The sequence below is a fragment of the Microvirga rosea genome, from assembly GCF_020595095.1.
Taxonomy (GTDB): Bacteria; Pseudomonadota; Alphaproteobacteria; order Rhizobiales; family Beijerinckiaceae; genus Microvirga; species Microvirga rosea.
In genome coordinates this window covers 369,442-387,513 of record NZ_JAJDOP010000005.1, presented here as the reverse complement: position 1 = coordinate 387,513, position 18,072 = coordinate 369,442, and the positions used below count along the sequence as shown (strand labels likewise).

Genomic DNA, 18,072 nt, shown 5'->3' with positions numbered 1-18,072 from the left:
ACAAGGATGACGCCATTTATGGAAAATACGGCGCTAAGTTGCGTCTGATCCGGGGCACCGGATCCTCGCCCTTTGGGGGATAGGCAAAGGGCTGCCCGGTAATCGTCTCGAAGGCGCGGACATAGACCGCCGAAGTCTGGTCGATCAAGTCCTGCGGGATCGGCGGCAGCGCTTCCTTATAGGGGTCGCAGCGGGCGATCACCCAGTTGCGCACGAAGTCCTTGTCGAAGGATTCGGGCTTCTCACCTGCGGCGAAGCGCTCGGAAAAGCTTTCGGCGAACCAGTAGCGGCTCGAATCCGGCGTGTGGATCTCGTCCGCGAGGACGATGCGGCCCTCGCCGTCGGTGCCGAACTCATATTTGGTGTCCGCGAGAATAAGACCGCGCTCGCGGGCGAGCTTCTGGCCGCGAGCGAAGAGTGCGAGGGCGTAAGCCGTAACTGTGTCCCATTCCTTCTGCGTCAGCAGTCCACCCTCGATAATCTGGCGTTCGGAGAGAGGCTCGTCATGGCCGCCTTCGAAGGCCTTGCTTGTCGGCGTGATGATCGCCTGCGGCAGCTCCTGATTGTCGCGCAGTCCGTCCGGCAAGGTAATGCCGTACATTTCGCGCTGACCCTTCTTGTAGAGTGTCAGGATTGAGGTTCCGGTCGTACCTGCCAGGTAGCCGCGCACAATGACTTCGACCGGCAGGATCTCGAGGCGCTTGCCGACCACGACATTGGGGTCGGGATACTCGACGACGTGGTTGGGGCAGATATCGGCGGTCTGCTCGAACCAGTAGCGCGCTGTCTGCGTCAGAACCTGGCCCTTCAGAGGGATCGAGGCGATCGCACGGTCGAAGGCAGAAAGGCGATCGGTCGAGATCAGGATGCGCCTGCCATCGGATAGATCGTAGTTCTCGCGCACTTTGCCGCGATAGTAGTTCGGCAGTTCCGGAATGACGGCTTCATGAAGAGGTAGATAATCGGACATGGGCGAGCGTGCCTCAGTGATGGAGCGCGAGGGCAGGCGCCGGGGCGCCGTTCAGGCTGCTCTCTTAGAGCGTTTTCGGGCGAGATGGGTACCGGTTCGCGTGAAGAAACACGATTATACAAAAGAGGGAGCATTTTCGGCGATTCAGAGCAACACGGAAAGGTCCGAGGTGCCCGGTTCCAACTGAAAGTGGCCACGCTTGGATCCGCTGCAATGACCTCGGGCGTAAACTGGGTGCAGCCCTGGGGCTCTCGCATATTGCTTGTACGCTCAACTGGGTGACACGCATGTGCCAGCTCTGCCGGGTCCGGGGCTCCGCGTTGGGCACCACACGGAGGTCGCCCGAATCCCGAGGCCTAGCCGCTCTGGCGCGTCCGCGAATGCCTGTGTGGCGCTATAATAGCTGAGATGGGTGAGGGCGGCATCGGCGCTTCCGATGATATCGACGATGCGGTCGCAATCGTCACCGAAAAAAGCAGTGTACTCGGCAAAGCCTTATGAGATCCGCATCTCGAGAGCCTCGGCAAAGAACAAGAGACGATAAACGCCAGCTCTGCAATTACCGTCTCGACCTGTTCGGCTGTGTAATAAGCGCCCTCCTTCTGTCCTGCCCGTCAGAACCGCGAGCCCTGCTGCGAGGCATCGCGGAAAGGTGTAAAGAGCAGCGGATGGAGATGCTGGCAATCCGCCGGGACCAGTGGTTTCGTCCGGTCGAGCAGCACCTCGAGCTGACCCTGCTGATCGAGGGCGTCGATCAGCGGAACTGTTGTAATAATGTAATGGGACTCCACGGCCCGCCAGCATACATCACTTCTCAGATCCCATTCTTCTCAAGGTTTCAAAGTCACTGATCTGAGTGCCACTCAACCTTCTGATGCGATGCGTTTGGCGGAATTCCTCACCCCTGAATGGCTTCATTAATAAGAGATTCTGACCCTCCATTTTGGTTCAGCAGTACTGTTGTGGGCAACCTACCGCGAACTCGTACCCATCTCTCCGATACGATGGTTCATCCGTTATACCAGTATTTGTTCTTTTTTTAGGACAATACGTTTGACATAATGATCTCCACGGCTAAGCTTCATGTGTTCGTCGACTCCTCGGACCTACACTCCGCAGTGAGTGAAAAGGTTCTGCGTTTGTACGGAAGTCGAGACCATAACTGACGGAAAGGCCTACGATATGCCATTAGGATTACTGTCGCGTCTCACTTTGGCGGCAACAGCTTTCGCATGTGTTGCGAATGGGTCCGCATGGGCGGGAACCACAGTCGAGGCGATCAAGGCGCGGGGTGAGTTGATCTGCGGCGTAAGTCAGGGATCGGCCGGATTATCGCTGGCAGACGGCAACGGCGAGTGGAACGGGCTCGATACAGATTATTGCCGCGCGCTTGCTGCTGCTGTGCTCAGTGACGCGAAAAAAGTCCGCTTCGTTCCATTGAGTTCGCAACAACGTTTTACGGCGCTGCAGTCGAAGGAGGTTGATGTTCTCTCCCGTAACACTACGGTTACGGCAAGCCGTGACGCGGGGCTCGGTGTCACCTTTACGGGCATCATCTTTTACGACGGACAGGGCTTTCTCGTTCCGAAGAAGCTCGGTGTGAGCAGCGCCAAAGAACTCAATGGTGCACAAGTTTGCGTCCAGCCGGGTTCGGTCAACGAGCAGAATCTCGTCGACTATTTCAAAGCAAACAATCTCACTTTCCGACCTGTCGTCATCGAGAATCTCGTTGAACTTGAGCAGGCTTTCTACGCGGGCCGTTGCGACGTCTACCTGTCGGATGCATCGACACTTTCTGCAAGCCGCGCTGCGCGGGCACCCAATCCCGATGACTTCGTGATCCTGCCGGAGCGGATTACCAAATCGCCGCTTGCGCCGGCCGTACGCCAGGACGATCCCAACTTTGCAGCCATTGCCCGCTGGACGTTGAATGCTTTGATCGCAGCAGAAGAGCTGGGAATCACGCGGCAAAATATCGATGAGAAGCGAAACGAGAAGAGCGCCGAGACGCGGCGCCTCCTAGGAGTTGAAACTGGGCTCGGAAAGTCGTTCGGGTTGGATGATGCGTGGGCCTATCGGGCGATCAAGGCCGTCGGAAACTATGCAGAGATCTGGAACCGGAATCTCGGCCCGGAAACTCCCTTAAAGCTCAGTCGCGGCCATAACCGACTCTGGAGCGATGGCGGGCTCCTCTACTCACCGCCTTTCCAGTAAGAGCTAGAGGAAGGCTGAACCCGTGAGAGCGTTCACCTTATTGGAGGGGCCGGGCGATCCTCGAGTTGCCCGGCTTGGTGGCTCGGTCCTTTTGGCCGGCGCCACCATCGCCCTTATCGTTCTCATTGTCGGAGTCATCGGCGACGCCCTTGCTGCTCGCGGCATTCGAAGCGGGTTCGGCTTCCTTTTCCAACCCTCGGGCTTTCAGATCGCAGAAAGCTTGTTTCCCGTCGGACCGGATGATCCTTATCTAGCGGTCATCCTCGCGGGGCTTGCCAATACGGCACTCGTCGCCGCGCTCTCGATACCGTTCGCAACGGTATTGGGCGCAATCGTCGCTCTCATACGCTCGTTCGCCCCGCGACCTATTAGGGCGGTAGCGTCATCCTATATCGAGCTCTTTCGCAACACGCCGGTCCTGCTTCAGTTCTTCGTTTGGTATGGCCTGCTGCTGAAGTTGCCTTCTGCGCGGGAGGCCTTCGAGCCGCTTCCAGGCATAATCTTATCGAATCGCGGATTGGCGGTCCCTGGTGTCGTCGGTGGCGCGGCATGGCTTGTGCTGGCCATTGTCGGGATCGTGCTGTTCGTTGCGCTCGGCCGTAAGCGCAGGACGCTCGCTTGGCTGTTCCTGCTGGGTGCCACACTCGCGGCGTGCGTACTGCTGCCCAGTCCAGTTCTTGAGTTTCCGGCTCGTCGTGGATTATCCCTTGCCGGCGGCCAGACGCTCAGCCCCGAGCTTGCTGCCCTGACCTTCGGGCTGATCCTCTTCCATGGCGCCTATATCGCCGAGGTCGCGCGGGCGGCTGTTCTAGCGCTCCCGACCGGACAGATCGAGGCTTCCTACGCTCTCGGACTCGGGCGATGGCAGACTATTTACTGCGTCGCGGCTCCGTACGTACGCCGACTCGCCATACCACCTTTGACCAATCAGTACTTGGCGCTCATCAAGAACTGCTCCCTCGCCGTCGCAATCGGCTACCCCGATCTGATCGCAGTGATCAACACAGTGATCAATCAGACCGGTCAGGCCATCGAAGCGGGTGCCATTGCGGTTGGAGCCTACCTGCTGCTCAGCGTGGCAGTTGCGAGCGCGAGTGACTGGTACGACGCCCGATCAAAAATATGGGGTTTCACCGGAGATCTGACAGAACGCCTGGGCGAACGGCTCTCCCGCCTCCCGCCACGACCCGGGTCGCTGCAGCAGAGGCTAATCCAGGCAGCGCTTGGCCTCGTGGCGGCTCTTCTGATCTTCAGGGTGATTGACTGGGCGATTGTCGACGCAGTTTGGACCGGGAGTGCTCAGGCCTGCTCCGGAGCCACGGGAGCATGTTGGGCAGTTATCCACGACAAGTGGAATCTCTTGATATTTGGCACATTGCCAGCGAGTGCGCGGCCCCGCGCGGTCGTCGCGATGGTGCTTATCATCTTAGGTCTTCTCTTGATGTTAGCCCCACGCATTTCGGCGCTCTGGCGGCCGTGGCTGTCGGTTCCGCCGATCATGGCCGCTCCGCTGATCCTGCATGGCACTGTCGTCGGGCAACCACCTGCCCCTATCGCGACATGGGGCGGCTTGGCCGTCACGATCTTGCTGGCCGTCTACTCGATCCTTTTCGCCGCGATGCTAGCGCTCCCGCTGGCGGTTGCTCGCAAATCGTCGTCCGCTCTGCTTCGCGCGCCAGCGACCGCGGTCATCGAAACAGTACGGGGCGTGCCACTGGTCCTTTTGCTATTCGTGACGGTATCCGTCTTGCCCCTCGTGCTTGGCGGGCTTGAAATCGGGAAGGTCTTCCTGGTGCTTGCCGCGCTCACTCTTCATGCGGCTGCAAACCTTGCGGAAACGTGGCGTGCAGCGCTTTCCGCAGTGCTACCAGGCCAGGTCGAGGGGGCGCGGTCACTTGGGTTAAGCCGTTGGCTTGGATTTCGGCTAGTCGTGTGGCCCCAGGCTTTCCGCATCTCCCTGCCACCAACCGTCGGAACGGTGATCGGTGCCGTCAAGGACACGTCCCTTGTTCTGGTGATCGGCGTATTTGATCTGCTGAGTGCGGCCAAAGCCGCCATCGCGGATACCACCTGGCATCCTTACACGTTCGAAGTCTATGTCTTCGTCGCAGCCTTCTATTTCACTGTCTGCTTCGGCCTCTCGTTGTATGCGGAGCACCTGCGGACACGCCCGTCCCAATCCCGATGATCCTGATGGAGAAACTGACCATGAGCAGCCTGTACACACGTCGGCGTCGCAGCTTTCTGTTCGTACCAGGCCTCAGGCCTGACCGCTTCGCCAAGGCGCTGGAAACCGGTGCCGACGTAGTCTGCATTGACATTGAAGATGCAGTTGCCCCGGCTCGGAAGGACGAGGCGCGGGATCTCTCTCTGCCGTTGTATCACGAGTACCGCGCGGCCAAGGCCGAGAAGGCATTGCGCATCAACAGCGTCCGCACCCCTGAAGGGCTAGCGGATTTGAATGCGTTGTTGAAGCTGGAGACCCTACCAGACGCGATCGTTCTGACGAAAGTTCGTACCGCTGACGAGGTCCGTCTCGTAGCGGACTTGCTCCGTCACCGTCCGGAGGAGGTCGGGATCTACGTCATTATCGAGACGGCGGAAGGCCTGGAGAATGTTGCCGCGATCGCCCAGGCAGATCGGTCCGTTGTGGCCTTATTCATCGGGGCAGTCGATCTCTCGGCGGAGCTGCGCGTGCGTCCGACATGGGACGCACTCTTCTACGCTCGCTCGCGCATTGTTCACGCGGCGGCCCGTGCTGAGATAGACGTGCTCGATGTGCCGTACCTCACGATCGACGACGAGGAGGGACTGCGGCGGGAATCGCAACGTAGCGCAGAACTCGGCTTTACCGGGAAGGCACTTATCCATCCCACCCATATTCAGACGATCCACAACGTCTTTTCCCCCACTCCAGAGGAAGTCGATTATGCTCGGCGGGTGATTGCCGCGTTTCAGGAAAGCACTACGGGACTGGCCGTCGTGGACGGCAAGCTAATTGAGAAGCCGGTTATTCGTGGAGCGGAGCGCATTCTCGCGAATGCAGAGGTTTCCTGAGGGGAGCATTGCATGTCTATATCAACTGTTAATATATGGAGCAGGAATTGATCCGTACCTCTAAGCGGCTTGCTGCCGTTCCGCCCTCTGCGACAGTTGCTACGACCTTTAAGGCGCAGGCTTTGCAGAGGGCTGGCAAGGATGTGATCGGACTTGCAGCCGGCGAGCCGGATTTCGATACACCCGGGCACATCGCGGACGCGGCCAAGCGTGCCATAGATCGAGGCTTGACGCGATATGCCGCTCCTGCTGGCCTGCCCGAGCTGCGGGACGCCATCGCCGGAAAGCTCAAGCGTGACAACAATCTTGACTACCGTTCTGATCAGATTTCAGTCGGCTGTGGTGCGAAGCAGTCACTCTTCAACGTGATGTTGGCAACGCTCGATCCGGGAGATGAGGTCATCGTCCCTGCGCCCTATTGGGTGTCCTATGTCGATATCGCCCGAATTGCTGGTGGGACGCCAGTCATCGTCCCTTGCGGCCGGGGGTCCAGGTACAAGCTCACGCCCGAGGCCTTGGATGCAGCAATCACGCCAAGCACGAAGTGGCTGGTTCTCTGCTCTCCCTCCAATCCGACAGGAGCGATCTATTCCGCTGTCGAGCAACGCAGACTGGCGGAGGTCCTGGCGCGGCATCCGCATGTCGGCATCATCTACGATCATATCTACGAGCACCTCGTATACGGCGCCGAAGCATCGCAGCCGATCAACGCGGTCGCGCCGGAGCTGCATGAACGTACGCTCATCGTCAACGGGCTATCCAAGGGCTACTGCATGACGGGATGGCGGGTTGGCTTCGTCGCTGGTCCGACTCACGTTGTCTCGGCGGTGTCCAACCTTCAGTCACAGTCGACGACTTCGACATCCACCATCAGCCAGTGGGCGGCAGTCGAAGCCCTCAATGGCAGCCGCGGCTTCATGCACAACAACAATGAGATCTTCAAGCAGCGCCGCGATCTGGTCGTGGATCAGATCAACAAGTCCCCCGGCCTGAGTTGCGATGTTCCCGACGGAGCCTTCTACGTGTTCGCGAGTTGCGCAGCCACCATTGGAAAGAAAACCTCCACAGGGCAGACGATCAGATCAGACGGGGACTTCGTCGATTACCTGCTGGACCGTGGCGTTGCAGTGGTGCCAGGTGCTGCATTCGGAATGTCTCCCTTCTTTCGCATCTCCTACGCAGCATCGACCGAAGTCCTGACGCAAGCACTGGCACGGATCCACGAGGCGTGCAGGGATCTCTTGGACTGACGGTGTTTCACGTCGTAGTCGCTTCGCGTTGTTACCTGATGCGGAGGAACGACACTTTGGCCAGTTTGCGGGCGTATGCAGCTGTTCCTGCCGTGCAGAAAACCTCCCAGACTGACCTAGAGCGGTCGTTCGCCAGGTCCGAGAAACAGCTGTGCTGGGCGGGCTGAAGTCTGCGTGGGTGAAATTCACGCCACGCGAGTGCCTGCCCTGATTGTGCCGTGCAGCATATTCTACGTTTTTAGGAATGTCTCGGCCGCAGGGGCGGTCAAGCCGGCCTCGGCCATGATCCGTCGGGCAAGTTCCGCTGCAGACGGCCGCAATTGGCTTGGGGTCCTATCCAGCCAGTATGACACTGAGTTGCTCTTCATTCCATCAAAGACTGGAGTGTGGTCAACGGGAGGGCATCTTGAGAGCCAGGACCGGGCAACCCGGCATGCCAAACGGTGTTCTCCGTGCTGTTTCCGAGGTTTCACTGGTGTCATGGCTGAGCTTCGCGCTATGAAGGGATGTTGGGAGGGAAGCGGTGCCATGACGCGCATCTTGATTGCCGACGACCACGACGTCGTCCGTTCCGGGCTCCACACCATCCTGAGCGCTCAGCCAGGATGGGAGGTTGTCGCAGAGGCCGAGGATGGCCGGCAGGCGGTGCAACTGGCGACCGACACCCAACCCACCGTCGCCATCCTCGATTACCGGCTCCCCTCGCTGAACGGGGTCGACGCCACACGCGAGATCCGAGCGATTGCGCCGCAGACAGAGGTGCTGATCTTCACCATGCACGAGAGCGAGCCGCTGCTGCGCGAGCTGCTCGAGGCAGGTGCTCGCGGCTACCTGCTCAAATCAGATGCCCGCAAGTTCCTGATCGCAGCTGTAGAGTCGCTCGCCCTCCACAAGCCGTTCTTTACCGGGAAGATTTCCGAGACCCTTCTGAGTGCCTACCTATCTCACGGGCACGTGAGTGATGGCGCTCTGACCACGCGTGAACGGAGTGTCGTACAGCTCATCGCCGAGGGGCATAGCAACAAGGAGGTGGCCCAGATGCTGGGCATCAACCCAAAGACCGTGGAAAGTCACCGCGCCACGGCCATGCGCAAGGTCGACGTCACCTCGACTGCCTCCCTGGTGCGCTACGCAATCCGGAACGGGCTGATCGAGCCTTAGGAGTGTCATCTGAGGGTTTATCGTGGCGAAACTCAGGGTTTTCCCCAATTGCGGGACTAGGCCTCAGAAAACAAGCTTCGATCATGACCTGCAATGGCGTCCTGCGGGAAGCCATGCCTAGCACGGAACCCCAACCGACAGGAGAGAGCTTCAATGGCGGCATCCACCAGGATGATAGGCTCCTTCCTAATCGCGGCGGTGCTGCTCGGTTGCGCTGCATTCCCTGCCAGAGCCGCATCCGTCTCCGAACTCCAGGGGGCATGGGTCATCAACTCGGCGGAGTGTTCCGCCGTGTTCACGAAGAAAGGCGGTCGCGTCGCCTTCCGGCCGGGTCGGGCCGATGCCGAAACCAGCTTTATCATCAGCGACAACCGCATCCAGGGCGCGCGGGCATCCTGTACGTTGGTATCCGAGAAGCGGGCCGCGGACGGGCTAAGGGCGGTCCTCGACTGCTCGAGCCGGATGATGGTTGGCGCGTTGCCCATTTCGCTCCGGGTTCCCAACCCGAGTGTGATCGTCAAGTTCGATCCTGACTTCCCCGAGATCGAAACCACCTTTATGCGCTGTGAGTGAACGTTCGTTGTGGCAGCCATGAGAGGCGCGAGGAAGGCAACGCTCGGGCTCGCATTCGGCGTCGCACTCGCCAGACCTGATACCATGGCGCAAGAGACCAACGCACAGAACGGGGCCAACAACCCGCGGACGCCCAAAGTCACGATCAACCCCCACATCCTGTCGCTTAAAGGCCTGCCCGGGCGCGACGCTAACCGGTTCCTGCTGCGGGGGCCAATCCTGCTCAACCTGTTCGATACACCGCAGATCCTGCGTTTCACGCTGCCGATCGCCAACTCCCCGTCCTTCCCGACGAGCAGCCCGACGATACGTTCCCGGCCAGCGATCCGCCGAGGGTCACGCGCATCCCGCGCCGTGGCCACACCATGGGTGACGAGGAAGAGGAGGAAAGCAAGCAAGGTCGCTGACGCGGCCCGTTCATCTGCAGCCGAGGCAAGACCCAAACTTCAAGTCCAGGAGAACAGTGAATGTCCATGTTGACCAGGTTCATGACCACGGCCGCGGCCGCTGTCGTGGGACCGGCCGTCGGGGGCGTGTTGCCCGCGGCGGCCCAACTCCCCGCACCATCGCCGCAGACGGCGGCGCCCGCCCCGACGGGCGCCGCGCAGCAGCGGCCCAACATCCTCGTCATCTTCGGCGACGATGTTGGGCAGGCCAACCTCAGCGCCTATACGCGCGGCCTGATGGGCTACAAGACCCCAAACATCGACCGCATTGCCAATGAGGGCATGCTCTTCACCGACTACTACGCCGAGAATAGCTGCACGGCGGGGCGGTCAACTTTCATCACAGGACAGGCATGCCTGCGAAGCGGGCTTTGCAAGGTTGGCATTCCGGGTGCTCCGGTCGGGATGCAGAAGACCGACATCACGATGGCTGGTGCACTCAAGCCGCTAGGCTATGCGACCGGACAGTTCGGCAAGAACCACCTGGGGGACCGCGACGAGTACCTGCCCACCGCACACGGGTTCGACGAATTCTTCGGCAATCTCTACCATCTGAATGCGGAGGAAGAACCCGAGCGTCCATATTGGCCGAAGGATGATCCCGCCTTCCTCAAGGCGTACGCTCCCCGCGGCGTCCTCAAGACGTCGGTAGACGGCAAAATCGACGACACCGGTCCGCTCACGAGGAAGCGGATGGAAACGATCGACGACGAGACGACCAGCGCGGCGATCGACTTCATGCAGCGCCAGACGAGGGCCAACAAGCCGTTCTACACATGGATGAACTTCACCCGCATGCACATCTTCACCCATGTGCGCGAGTCGATGCGCGGTCAGAGCGGCATGCGCGGCAACGAGTACGCCGACGGTATGGTCGAGATGGACATGAATGTCGGAAAGCTGCTCAAGGCTCTCGACGATCTGGGCATCGCCAACAATACCATCGTGGTATTCACAACGGACAACGGTCCCAATGCGTTCACTTGGCCCGATGCGGCGACGACGCCGTTCCGCTCGGAGAAGGACACGAACTGGGAAGGCGCTTTCCGCGTACCCGCCATGGTTCGCTGGCCCGGCAGGATCAAGGCTGGCGAGGTTGCGACTGGAATCTTCTCCGGTCTCGACTGGTTCCCGACGCTCCTGGCAGCAGTTGGTGACCCAGATGTGAAGGAGAGGCTGGCCAAGGGCTGGCAGCCTGCGGGCAATCCGACTACGTTCCGCAATCACCTCGACGGCTTCAATCAGCTCGACTACCTGACGGGCAGGTCCGACAAGAGCGCGCGGAACGAGTTCTACTACTTCAATGACGACGGTGATCTCGTCGCGATGCGCATCGGCGACTGGAAGCACGTCTTCGAGAAGCAGGAGCAGCCCGGTCAATTCGATGTCTGGGCTCATCCCTTCACGCCATTGCGGGTGCCCGAGCTCTTCAACCTGCGCATGGACCCATACGAGCATGCCGAGATCTCGGGCAGCATGTATGATCAGTGGCGGGTCGAAAATGCCTACCTCCTCGCGCAGGCGCAGATCAAGGCGGCCGAGTTCCTCGAGACCTTCGTGGCATATCCGCCCAGCCAGCGCATCGCGAGCTTCAGCATCGACCAGATCCGTCGAGACGTAGACCGGAAGATCGACGAGTCTTTCAGGAAGCGCGGCCTCGAATGACCGCACCGCCGGCTGCCCCTGCGGCCGGCCCATGTCGAGACACGGGAGGGAGAGACCGAACAGTGACCCAGGCACGCGCCGAGCCTCTCCCGCACCGCGCCCGCAGGCGTGAATACCACCGTTCGGTCGGAGAATCGCAGGAGCGCGGGAGCCATTTGGTGCCCGCACTCCTGCTCGTGTTCTCAGGCACGGTTGCCCTGATCTACCAGATCCTCTGGATCAAGCAGCTGACACTGGTTGTCGGCGTGGAGGTCCATGCGATTGCCACCGGGGTCGGCGCGTTCTTCGCGGGTCTCGGCTGCGGAAGTCTCATCTTGGGCCGGATCGCGGACCGGGCCAGACGCCCCTTACGCCTTTACGCCGTGATCGAGATCGGCGCTGCCATTCTCGGTCTTGGCACGACAGTGCTTCTCGCGCGGGCCGCGCCGCTTTTCGCTCGCCTTGAGGCTGTCAGCACCGCCTTGGCCTGGGCCCTTCCGCTGATCGCGGTCGCGGCGCCGGCGGCACTGATGGGCGGCACGCTGCCCGTTGTGATCCGAACCCTCGCCGGGGCAGGGGGGCGCGCTGCCGCATCCGGAGGCCGCCTCTATGCCGCCAACACCTTTGGGGCGATCATGGGGGCTCTCCTCCCTCCTTTTCTCCTTATTCCCGCGCTCGGGGTCCAGGGTTCGGCCCTGACTGCCGCCGTCATCGGCGTGGCCCTTGGTGGCACGGCCCTGTTCCTGGATAAAGCCGATCCCGGCGGCCCATGGCCTCCCGGCGCGGACAGGAGGCCGCTCCCGGCCTTTGGACGTGACGCGATCGTTGCGTTGCTCCTCTATGGCATCGCTGGAGCGATTGCCCTCGGATACGAGATTGTCTGGTCCCAGGCCATCGTGCCATTCACTAGCACGCGCGCCTTTGCTTTCTCCGTCGTGCTCGCGACCTACTTGATGGGGCTAGCCCTCGGTGCCGCCCTGTTCGCCCGCCATGCCGACCGTGCGCGCGATCCATGGGCCGTGTTCGGGCTCCTCGTCGCGGGGGCCGGCACCCTTGCGCTCCTGGGTATTGCCATGCCCGGAAGGTGGCTCGTGATCGCCCAGACGGGAGCGGAAGCCGCCGCGCTCGCATTGACGGGCAACGACCTCGCCGGCATGTGCGCCCGTTTCGCTGTGGCGGCGATGGCCGTGGTGCTGCCATCGACTATCCTGCTCGGCGCCGCCTTCCCGGCGGCCCTGCGGCTGGTCGCGACGGACGGCCTATCCGGGCAGGGCACTGGAGCCGTCCTGGCGGTCAACACGATCGGCGGCATCGCGGGAACGGCCTTGGCTGGTTTCGTGCTCGTCCCCGCGCTGGGGGTCGTACGCACGCTCGCCGTCTTGGCCGTCCTGGCCGGTGCCGTCGGGGCGGGCGCGGTCCTGTGGGGCGGGCGCAGCCGCGGCCTGAAGGGCGCTGTGCTGATGGCGGCCACTCTCTCTGTCGCCGTTGCCCTGGCCCTGCCGGCCGACGGGCTGGCGAGAGTCTTCCCGGGACTGCGCGGAGGTTCGCTCGCCTTCTACGAGGAAGGACGGGGCGGGACCGTTGCCGTCGTCGAGCGCGGGACCGGCGCGAACCGCTTCCGCCGCCTCTATATCCAAGGCGTCTCGAATTCAGGCGACGCGATGCCGTCGCTGCGCTACATGCGGCTCCAGGCCCTACTGCCGCTCATTGTCCACAATGGGGAACCACGCTCGGCGCTCGTGATTGGCTACGGTACCGGGATCACGGCGGGAGCGATGCTGCGCCATCCCAGTCTCGACCGCCGCGTGGTGGCGGAGCTCCTACCCGCCGTCCTGCGGGCTGCGCCGTTGTTCAAGGGCGCCTATGGGGCCTCATCCGATCCGCGGCTGGACATCCGCCTGCGGGACGGACGGCGCGAGATGCAGCGCTCGGACGAGACCTACGACATGGTGACGCTTGAGCCGCCCCCTCCATCCGCCGCGGGCGTCGTCAATCTCTACTCGAGCGATTTCTACCGCCTCGCCGCATTGCGCCTCCGACCGCAAGGCATCGTCGCCCAGTGGCTGCCGTTGCCGACCCAGAACGAGGCCGACACTCGCTCGCTCGTGCGCAGCTTCCTCGACGTGTTCCCGCATGTCACCCTGTGGACCACCGAGCTGCACGAGATGCTGCTGGTCGGCTCGCCCGATCCGATCACGCTCGATCTCGCCCGCATCCGGCTGCTGGCAACGAACCCCGATGTTGCGTCGGCCCTGGCGGAGGTGGGTGTGCGGTCGCCCGAAGCCCTGTTGGCGACCTATGTCATGGGGCGGGACGGCCTCGTCCGCTTTGCCGGGGATGCGCCGGCCGTGACCGACGATCACCCCCGGATCGAGTATGCCACCTGGGTCCGGCGCGGAGATTTCGGGCTGGTGCTGCAAGACCTGCTGAATCTGCGCGATGATGTTCCCGTCAGCGGAGCCGACGAGGCGGCGCTCGCGGCGATCGCCTCCCGCCGGGAGGAGCTGCTCACCTTCTATCGTGCCGGCATGTATGCCTTCGGGGGCGACCGGATCGGGTGGGCTCGCGACATGCACAAGGTACTCGCGGCGGATCCGGACAATCCCTACTACCGCTGGTTCGTGCGAGGCGAGCCATGACGCAGGCTTTCCGGGCGTTGCCACGAGGGTCTTGGTCGAGAGGTGGATCGGGCTCGATGCGTTTCCTGCCGGCCCTCGGCCTGATCGTCGCCGCGTCGTCGGCCTTGTCTCAGCCGTCGGGCGTCATCGTGAGGACAGCGCTCGATCCTGCCGACAGTGCAGTCGTTGGCCAGTCCGTCAGCCTCTATGTCGACGTCCTGTTCCCCGACATCATGCCGCGGCCGCCGCGGGTCGGGGTTTCGGACGCACCGGGCGCACAGGTGATGCGTTTCGAGAGCCAAGGCCTGACCATCCGCGAGACGATCGGTCAGCGACCTTACGTCGGCCAGCGCTTCACGTTCGCCGTCTATCCTCGCCGCGGCGGGAGGCTGACCGTTCCGGCCCCGCACATCACCCTGCTCGACCCTACCGGCGATGTTGCCGGATCGACCATGGGCAATCCGGTTAGCCTGGACGTCGCCGTCCCGCCGGGCATCGATCCGTCAGGTCCAGTGATCGCCTCGATCCGGGTGTCTGCGAGCCAGGCCTGGTTGCCAGTTCAGGCAACCCGCTTCGAAACCGGCGGCGCCCTCGTCCGGACAGTGACCCGGGAGGCAGTGGACGTGCCCGCACTCGGCATGCCCGACCTCACCTTCGCCGTGCCTGACGGCGTTCGGGTCTATGTCGATCCGCCCGTGAGCGAGGATCGTGTGAATCGCGGCTCGGTCACGGGTCACCGAACCGACAAGGTCACCTACGTGTTCGAGCGCGCCGGCACCTTTACGATCCCAACCCTCACCCAGCCGTGGTGGGATCTCGGCACGAAGTCCGCCCAATTGGTGAATCTTCCCGGCGTGAGCGTGACGGTGAGCGCCGTACCCTCCACGGCAGCTTCCTCCGCAGACGTGCGGCGCAGCCCGCGCAAGTGGCTGAAGATGGCCTTCGGACTTGCCGCAACGCTGTCGGTCCTTGTCCTGGCGGTGCGCTACGGCTGGCCGCGGGTACGCGATGGTTGGCTCGCTTGGCAGCAACGGCAGGCTACATCGGAGATGGCCGCGAGACGGGCCTTGTGCCGGGTCGCCAGGGGCGGGGATGCCGTCGCGACGTATCGGGCATTCGCTGAATGGAAGACGCGACTGTCGCCATCCCAGGTCGAGTGGGTCTCGCAGCATCACGCATTGGCCGCGGCGATGCAACTCGAACGCTCCCTATTCGGCCGTGGTGGGGAACCATGGACGCCGGAACGGGGACGTCGGCTCGCCGAGGCGGCATGGTCCGTCCCGGCTGTACACGCACGTGTCCGGCGTCCGTCCGCATTGCCACCGCTCAATCCCGTCGAGAGATCCTGAGATGCCAATCCCCAGTACCTTCATCCCCACACGCCGTGCACTTCTCGTATTCGCGGCAGTTAACATGCTCGGGCTTACGGCACCGGAGGCCCAGACCCAGACCGATCCCCTGCCGTCCTGGAACGACGGTGCGGCCAAGACTAGAATTATCGATTTCGTGCAACGCGTGACGCGTCAGGCCGGCCCCGACTTCGTGCCGATCGAGGACCGGATCGCCACCTTCGATAACGACGGCACGCTCTGGACGGAACAGCCCAACTACGTCCAGGCCGAATTCGTGGAGGCCCGTGCCAGGGAACTCGCCAACGCCAATCCGGAACTGGCGGGCAGGCAGCCCTTCAAGGCACTCCTGAGCGGCGACAGGGCGACCCTGGCCGCGCTCGGTGAGCAAGGCATCGCGGACCTGATGATTGCTACCCATAGTGGGATGACGACGACGGCCTTCGAGAAGAGCGTTTCGGACTGGCTCGCCACGGCGCGCCACCCGCGCTTCAACCGACCCTACACGGAGCTGATCTACCAGCCGATGGTTGAACTGCTGACGTACCTGAGGGCGAACGGCTTCAAGACCTTCATCGTCTCGGGCGGCGGCGTCGAGTTCATGCGACCGTGGACGGAGAAGGCCTACGGCATCCCGCCCGAGCAGGTGATAGGGTCGAGCGGCAAGACGAGCTACCGTCTTGAGGGCGACACCCCGGTCATTGAGAAGCTACCGACGGTCGAGTTCGTCGATGACGGATCCGGCAAGCCGCTCGGCATCAACCGTTTCATCGGCCGCCGACCGGTCTTCGCTGCCGGTAACTCGGACGGCGATCTCCAGATGCTGCAATGGACGACCCTAAACACGGGCCCACGTTTCGCGCTGATCGTCCATCACACCGACGTGGAGCGCGAGTACGCCTACGATCGGCAGTCGCAGATCGGTCGGCTCGACAAGGCGCTCGACGAGGCGCCGAAGCGAGGGTGGCTCGTCGTCGACATGAAGCGGGATTGGAAGACGATCTACAAGCCATAGCCCCGCAAGCGCTTTCGGCATGCCTTTCGGATAGATCCAGAGGAGTTGGACATGAGCGAGAAGTATCGGAGCAGGGAGCAGCAAGACACCGGGGAGGAGCGGAGCGTCAACCGACGTGACATCCTCCTGTCGGGAACCGCAATTGCCTTGGCATCGATGGCGGGAACCGGAGCATCGGCCCAGGCCCAGCAGCCTCAGCCTGCAACGGCTCCATTGCCCGCTTCCGGACAACGGCCCAACATCCTTGTCATCTTCGGTGACGATATCGGGCAGACCAACATCAGCGCTTATTCCTTCGGGGTGATGGGCTACCGAACGCCCAATATCGACCGCATCGCCCACGAAGGCATGATGTTCACCGACTACTATGCCGAGCAGAGCTGCACGGCAGGCCGCTCGACCTTCATCACGGGCCAATGCACCCTGCGCACCGGTCTGTCGAAGGTGGGCATGCCGGGGGCGACGGTCGGATTGCAAGCAAGGGATGCGACGCTGGCCGAGCTGCTCAAGCCACTCGGCTACGCGACTGGCCAGTTCGGCAAGAACCACCTCGGCGACCGTGACGAATACCTGCCGACGGCCCACGGCTTCGATGAGTTCTTCGGTAACCTCTACCACCTCAATGCGGAGGAGGATCCGGAGAACCACTTTTACCCGCAGGATCCGGAGTTCCGGAAGCGGTTCGGGCCGCGCGGGGTCCTCAAGACCTCCGTCGACGGCAGGATCGAGGATACCGGGCCACTGACGAAGAAGCGCATGGAGACCATCGACGACGAGACCTCGGCCGCGGCCATCGACTTCATGCAGCGTCAGGCCCGGGCGAACAAGCCCTTCTTCTGCTGGTTCAACTCGACCCGCATGCACTTCCGCACCCATGTGCGGCCGGAGCATCGCGACAAGCCTGGCCTGACGTCCCGGACCGAATATGCCGACGGCATGATCGAGCATGATGCGCATGTCGGCCAGGTTCTCAAGGCGGTGGACGATCTCGGCATCGCCGGCAACACCATAGTGCTCTACACCACCGACAACGGACCGCACCAAAATTCCTGGCCGGATGCTGGCACGACGCCGTTCCGCAGCGAGAAGAACACCAATTGGGAAGGCGCCTTCCGCGTGCCTTGCATGATCCGCTGGCCGGGACGGATCCAACCGGGCTCCGTGTCGACTGAATTGATCAGCGGCCTCGACTGGGTGCCCACCCTGATAGCGGCTGCGGGCGATCCAGACATCAAGGACAAGCTGCTGAAAGGTCACCAGGCCGGAACGAAGACCTTCAAGGTCCATCTCGACGGCTACAACCAGCTTCCGTACCTGACAGGCCAGCAGGACAGGAGCGCGCGCAAGGAATTCGTCTATTTCGACGACGACGGTGATCTCGTCGCCCTCCGCTACGAGAACTGGAAGATCGTCTTTGACGAGCAGCGCGCCCAGGGGACGATGCGAATCTGGGCCGAGCCGTTCACCCGCCTGCGGGTGCCGAAGGTCTTCAACCTGCGCTCGGATCCTTACGAGCGGGCGGATATTACGTCGAACACCTATTATGACTGGTTCATGTCGGACGCCGCGGGCGTGTTTCTCGCCGCGCCAACCGTCGTCGGTCAGTTCCTGGCCACCTTCAAGGATTACCCACCCAGCCAACGCGCAGCGAGCTTCAGCATCGATCAGCTCGTGGAGAAGATGCAGCGGAGCTTCGACGCGCCTGCGCAATGACGCGAGCATCGTCCGGCAGAAGGACACGGTCGAACCTTCTGCCGGCCCAACCTGGAAAAGAG

General features: G+C 62.3%; 13 protein-coding genes. 11 read left to right on the top strand and 2 right to left on the bottom strand.

Features of this window, described 5'->3' with window-relative positions; translation table 11 throughout:
- Window positions 1-16: 16 nt before the first annotated feature.
- Complete coding sequence (locus LJD17_RS15745) at window positions 17-970, bottom strand: phosphoribosylaminoimidazolesuccinocarboxamide synthase (protein ID WP_227385129.1); 954 nt, start codon at window positions 968-970, stop codon at window positions 17-19.
- 614 nt (window positions 971-1,584) lie between these two features.
- Window positions 1,585-1,761 carry a hypothetical protein gene (locus LJD17_RS15740; protein ID WP_227385128.1) on the bottom strand — a complete coding sequence of 59 codons (177 nt, stop codon included), beginning with the start codon at window positions 1,759-1,761 and terminating at the stop codon, window positions 1,585-1,587.
- Between the two features lie 391 nt (window positions 1,762-2,152).
- Here LJD17_RS15740 and LJD17_RS15735 point away from each other — a divergent pair, with 391 nt between their 5' ends.
- From LJD17_RS15735 to LJD17_RS15685, 11 genes are all read left to right on the top strand, one after another.
- Window positions 2,153-3,184: an amino acid ABC transporter substrate-binding protein gene (locus LJD17_RS15735; RefSeq protein ID WP_227385127.1), complete on the top strand. Its 1,032-nt coding sequence runs from the start codon at window positions 2,153-2,155 to the stop codon at window positions 3,182-3,184.
- Window positions 3,185-3,206: 22 nt separating this feature from the next.
- Window positions 3,207-5,372: an ABC transporter permease subunit gene (locus LJD17_RS15730; RefSeq protein WP_227385126.1), complete on the top strand. Its 2,166-nt coding sequence runs from the start codon at window positions 3,207-3,209 to the stop codon at window positions 5,370-5,372.
- Between the two features lie 20 nt (window positions 5,373-5,392).
- Entirely contained in the window at window positions 5,393-6,241 is an 849-nt protein-coding gene (locus LJD17_RS15725) for an HpcH/HpaI aldolase/citrate lyase family protein (protein ID WP_227385125.1), read from the top strand.
- 47 nt (window positions 6,242-6,288) lie between these two features.
- Window positions 6,289-7,491 (top strand): pyridoxal phosphate-dependent aminotransferase, encoded by a 1,203-nt coding sequence (locus LJD17_RS15720; protein WP_227385124.1) that lies wholly within the window; start codon window positions 6,289-6,291, stop codon window positions 7,489-7,491.
- 528 nt (window positions 7,492-8,019) lie between these two features.
- Window positions 8,020-8,652 (top strand): response regulator, encoded by a 633-nt coding sequence (locus LJD17_RS15715; RefSeq protein ID WP_227385123.1) that lies wholly within the window; start codon window positions 8,020-8,022, stop codon window positions 8,650-8,652.
- A 153-nt stretch (window positions 8,653-8,805) separates the two neighbouring features.
- On the top strand, window positions 8,806-9,225 hold the full coding sequence (locus LJD17_RS15710; RefSeq protein ID WP_227385122.1) for a hypothetical protein: 420 nt from the start codon (window positions 8,806-8,808) through the stop codon (window positions 9,223-9,225).
- A gap of 467 nt (window positions 9,226-9,692) precedes the next feature.
- Window positions 9,693-11,336 carry an arylsulfatase gene (locus tag LJD17_RS15705; protein ID WP_227385121.1) on the top strand — a complete coding sequence of 548 codons (1,644 nt, stop codon included), beginning with the start codon at window positions 9,693-9,695 and terminating at the stop codon, window positions 11,334-11,336.
- A 62-nt stretch (window positions 11,337-11,398) separates the two neighbouring features.
- Complete coding sequence (locus LJD17_RS15700) at window positions 11,399-13,954, top strand: spermine/spermidine synthase domain-containing protein (protein ID WP_227385120.1); 2,556 nt, start codon at window positions 11,399-11,401, stop codon at window positions 13,952-13,954.
- 56 nt (window positions 13,955-14,010) lie between these two features.
- The gene (locus tag LJD17_RS15695) at window positions 14,011-15,282 is read left to right on the top strand and encodes a hypothetical protein (protein WP_227385119.1); all 1,272 of its coding nucleotides are present in this window, start codon (window positions 14,011-14,013) and stop codon (window positions 15,280-15,282) included.
- Between the two features lies 1 nt (window position 15,283).
- A complete protein-coding gene (locus tag LJD17_RS15690) occupies window positions 15,284-16,297 on the top strand; it encodes an HAD family hydrolase (RefSeq protein WP_227385118.1) in 1,014 nt (337 codons plus the stop codon).
- A 51-nt stretch (window positions 16,298-16,348) separates the two neighbouring features.
- Window positions 16,349-18,010, top strand: a complete 1,662-nt coding sequence (locus LJD17_RS15685) for an arylsulfatase (RefSeq protein WP_227385117.1) — start codon at window positions 16,349-16,351, stop codon at window positions 18,008-18,010.
- Window positions 18,011-18,072: the final 62 nt, after the last annotated feature.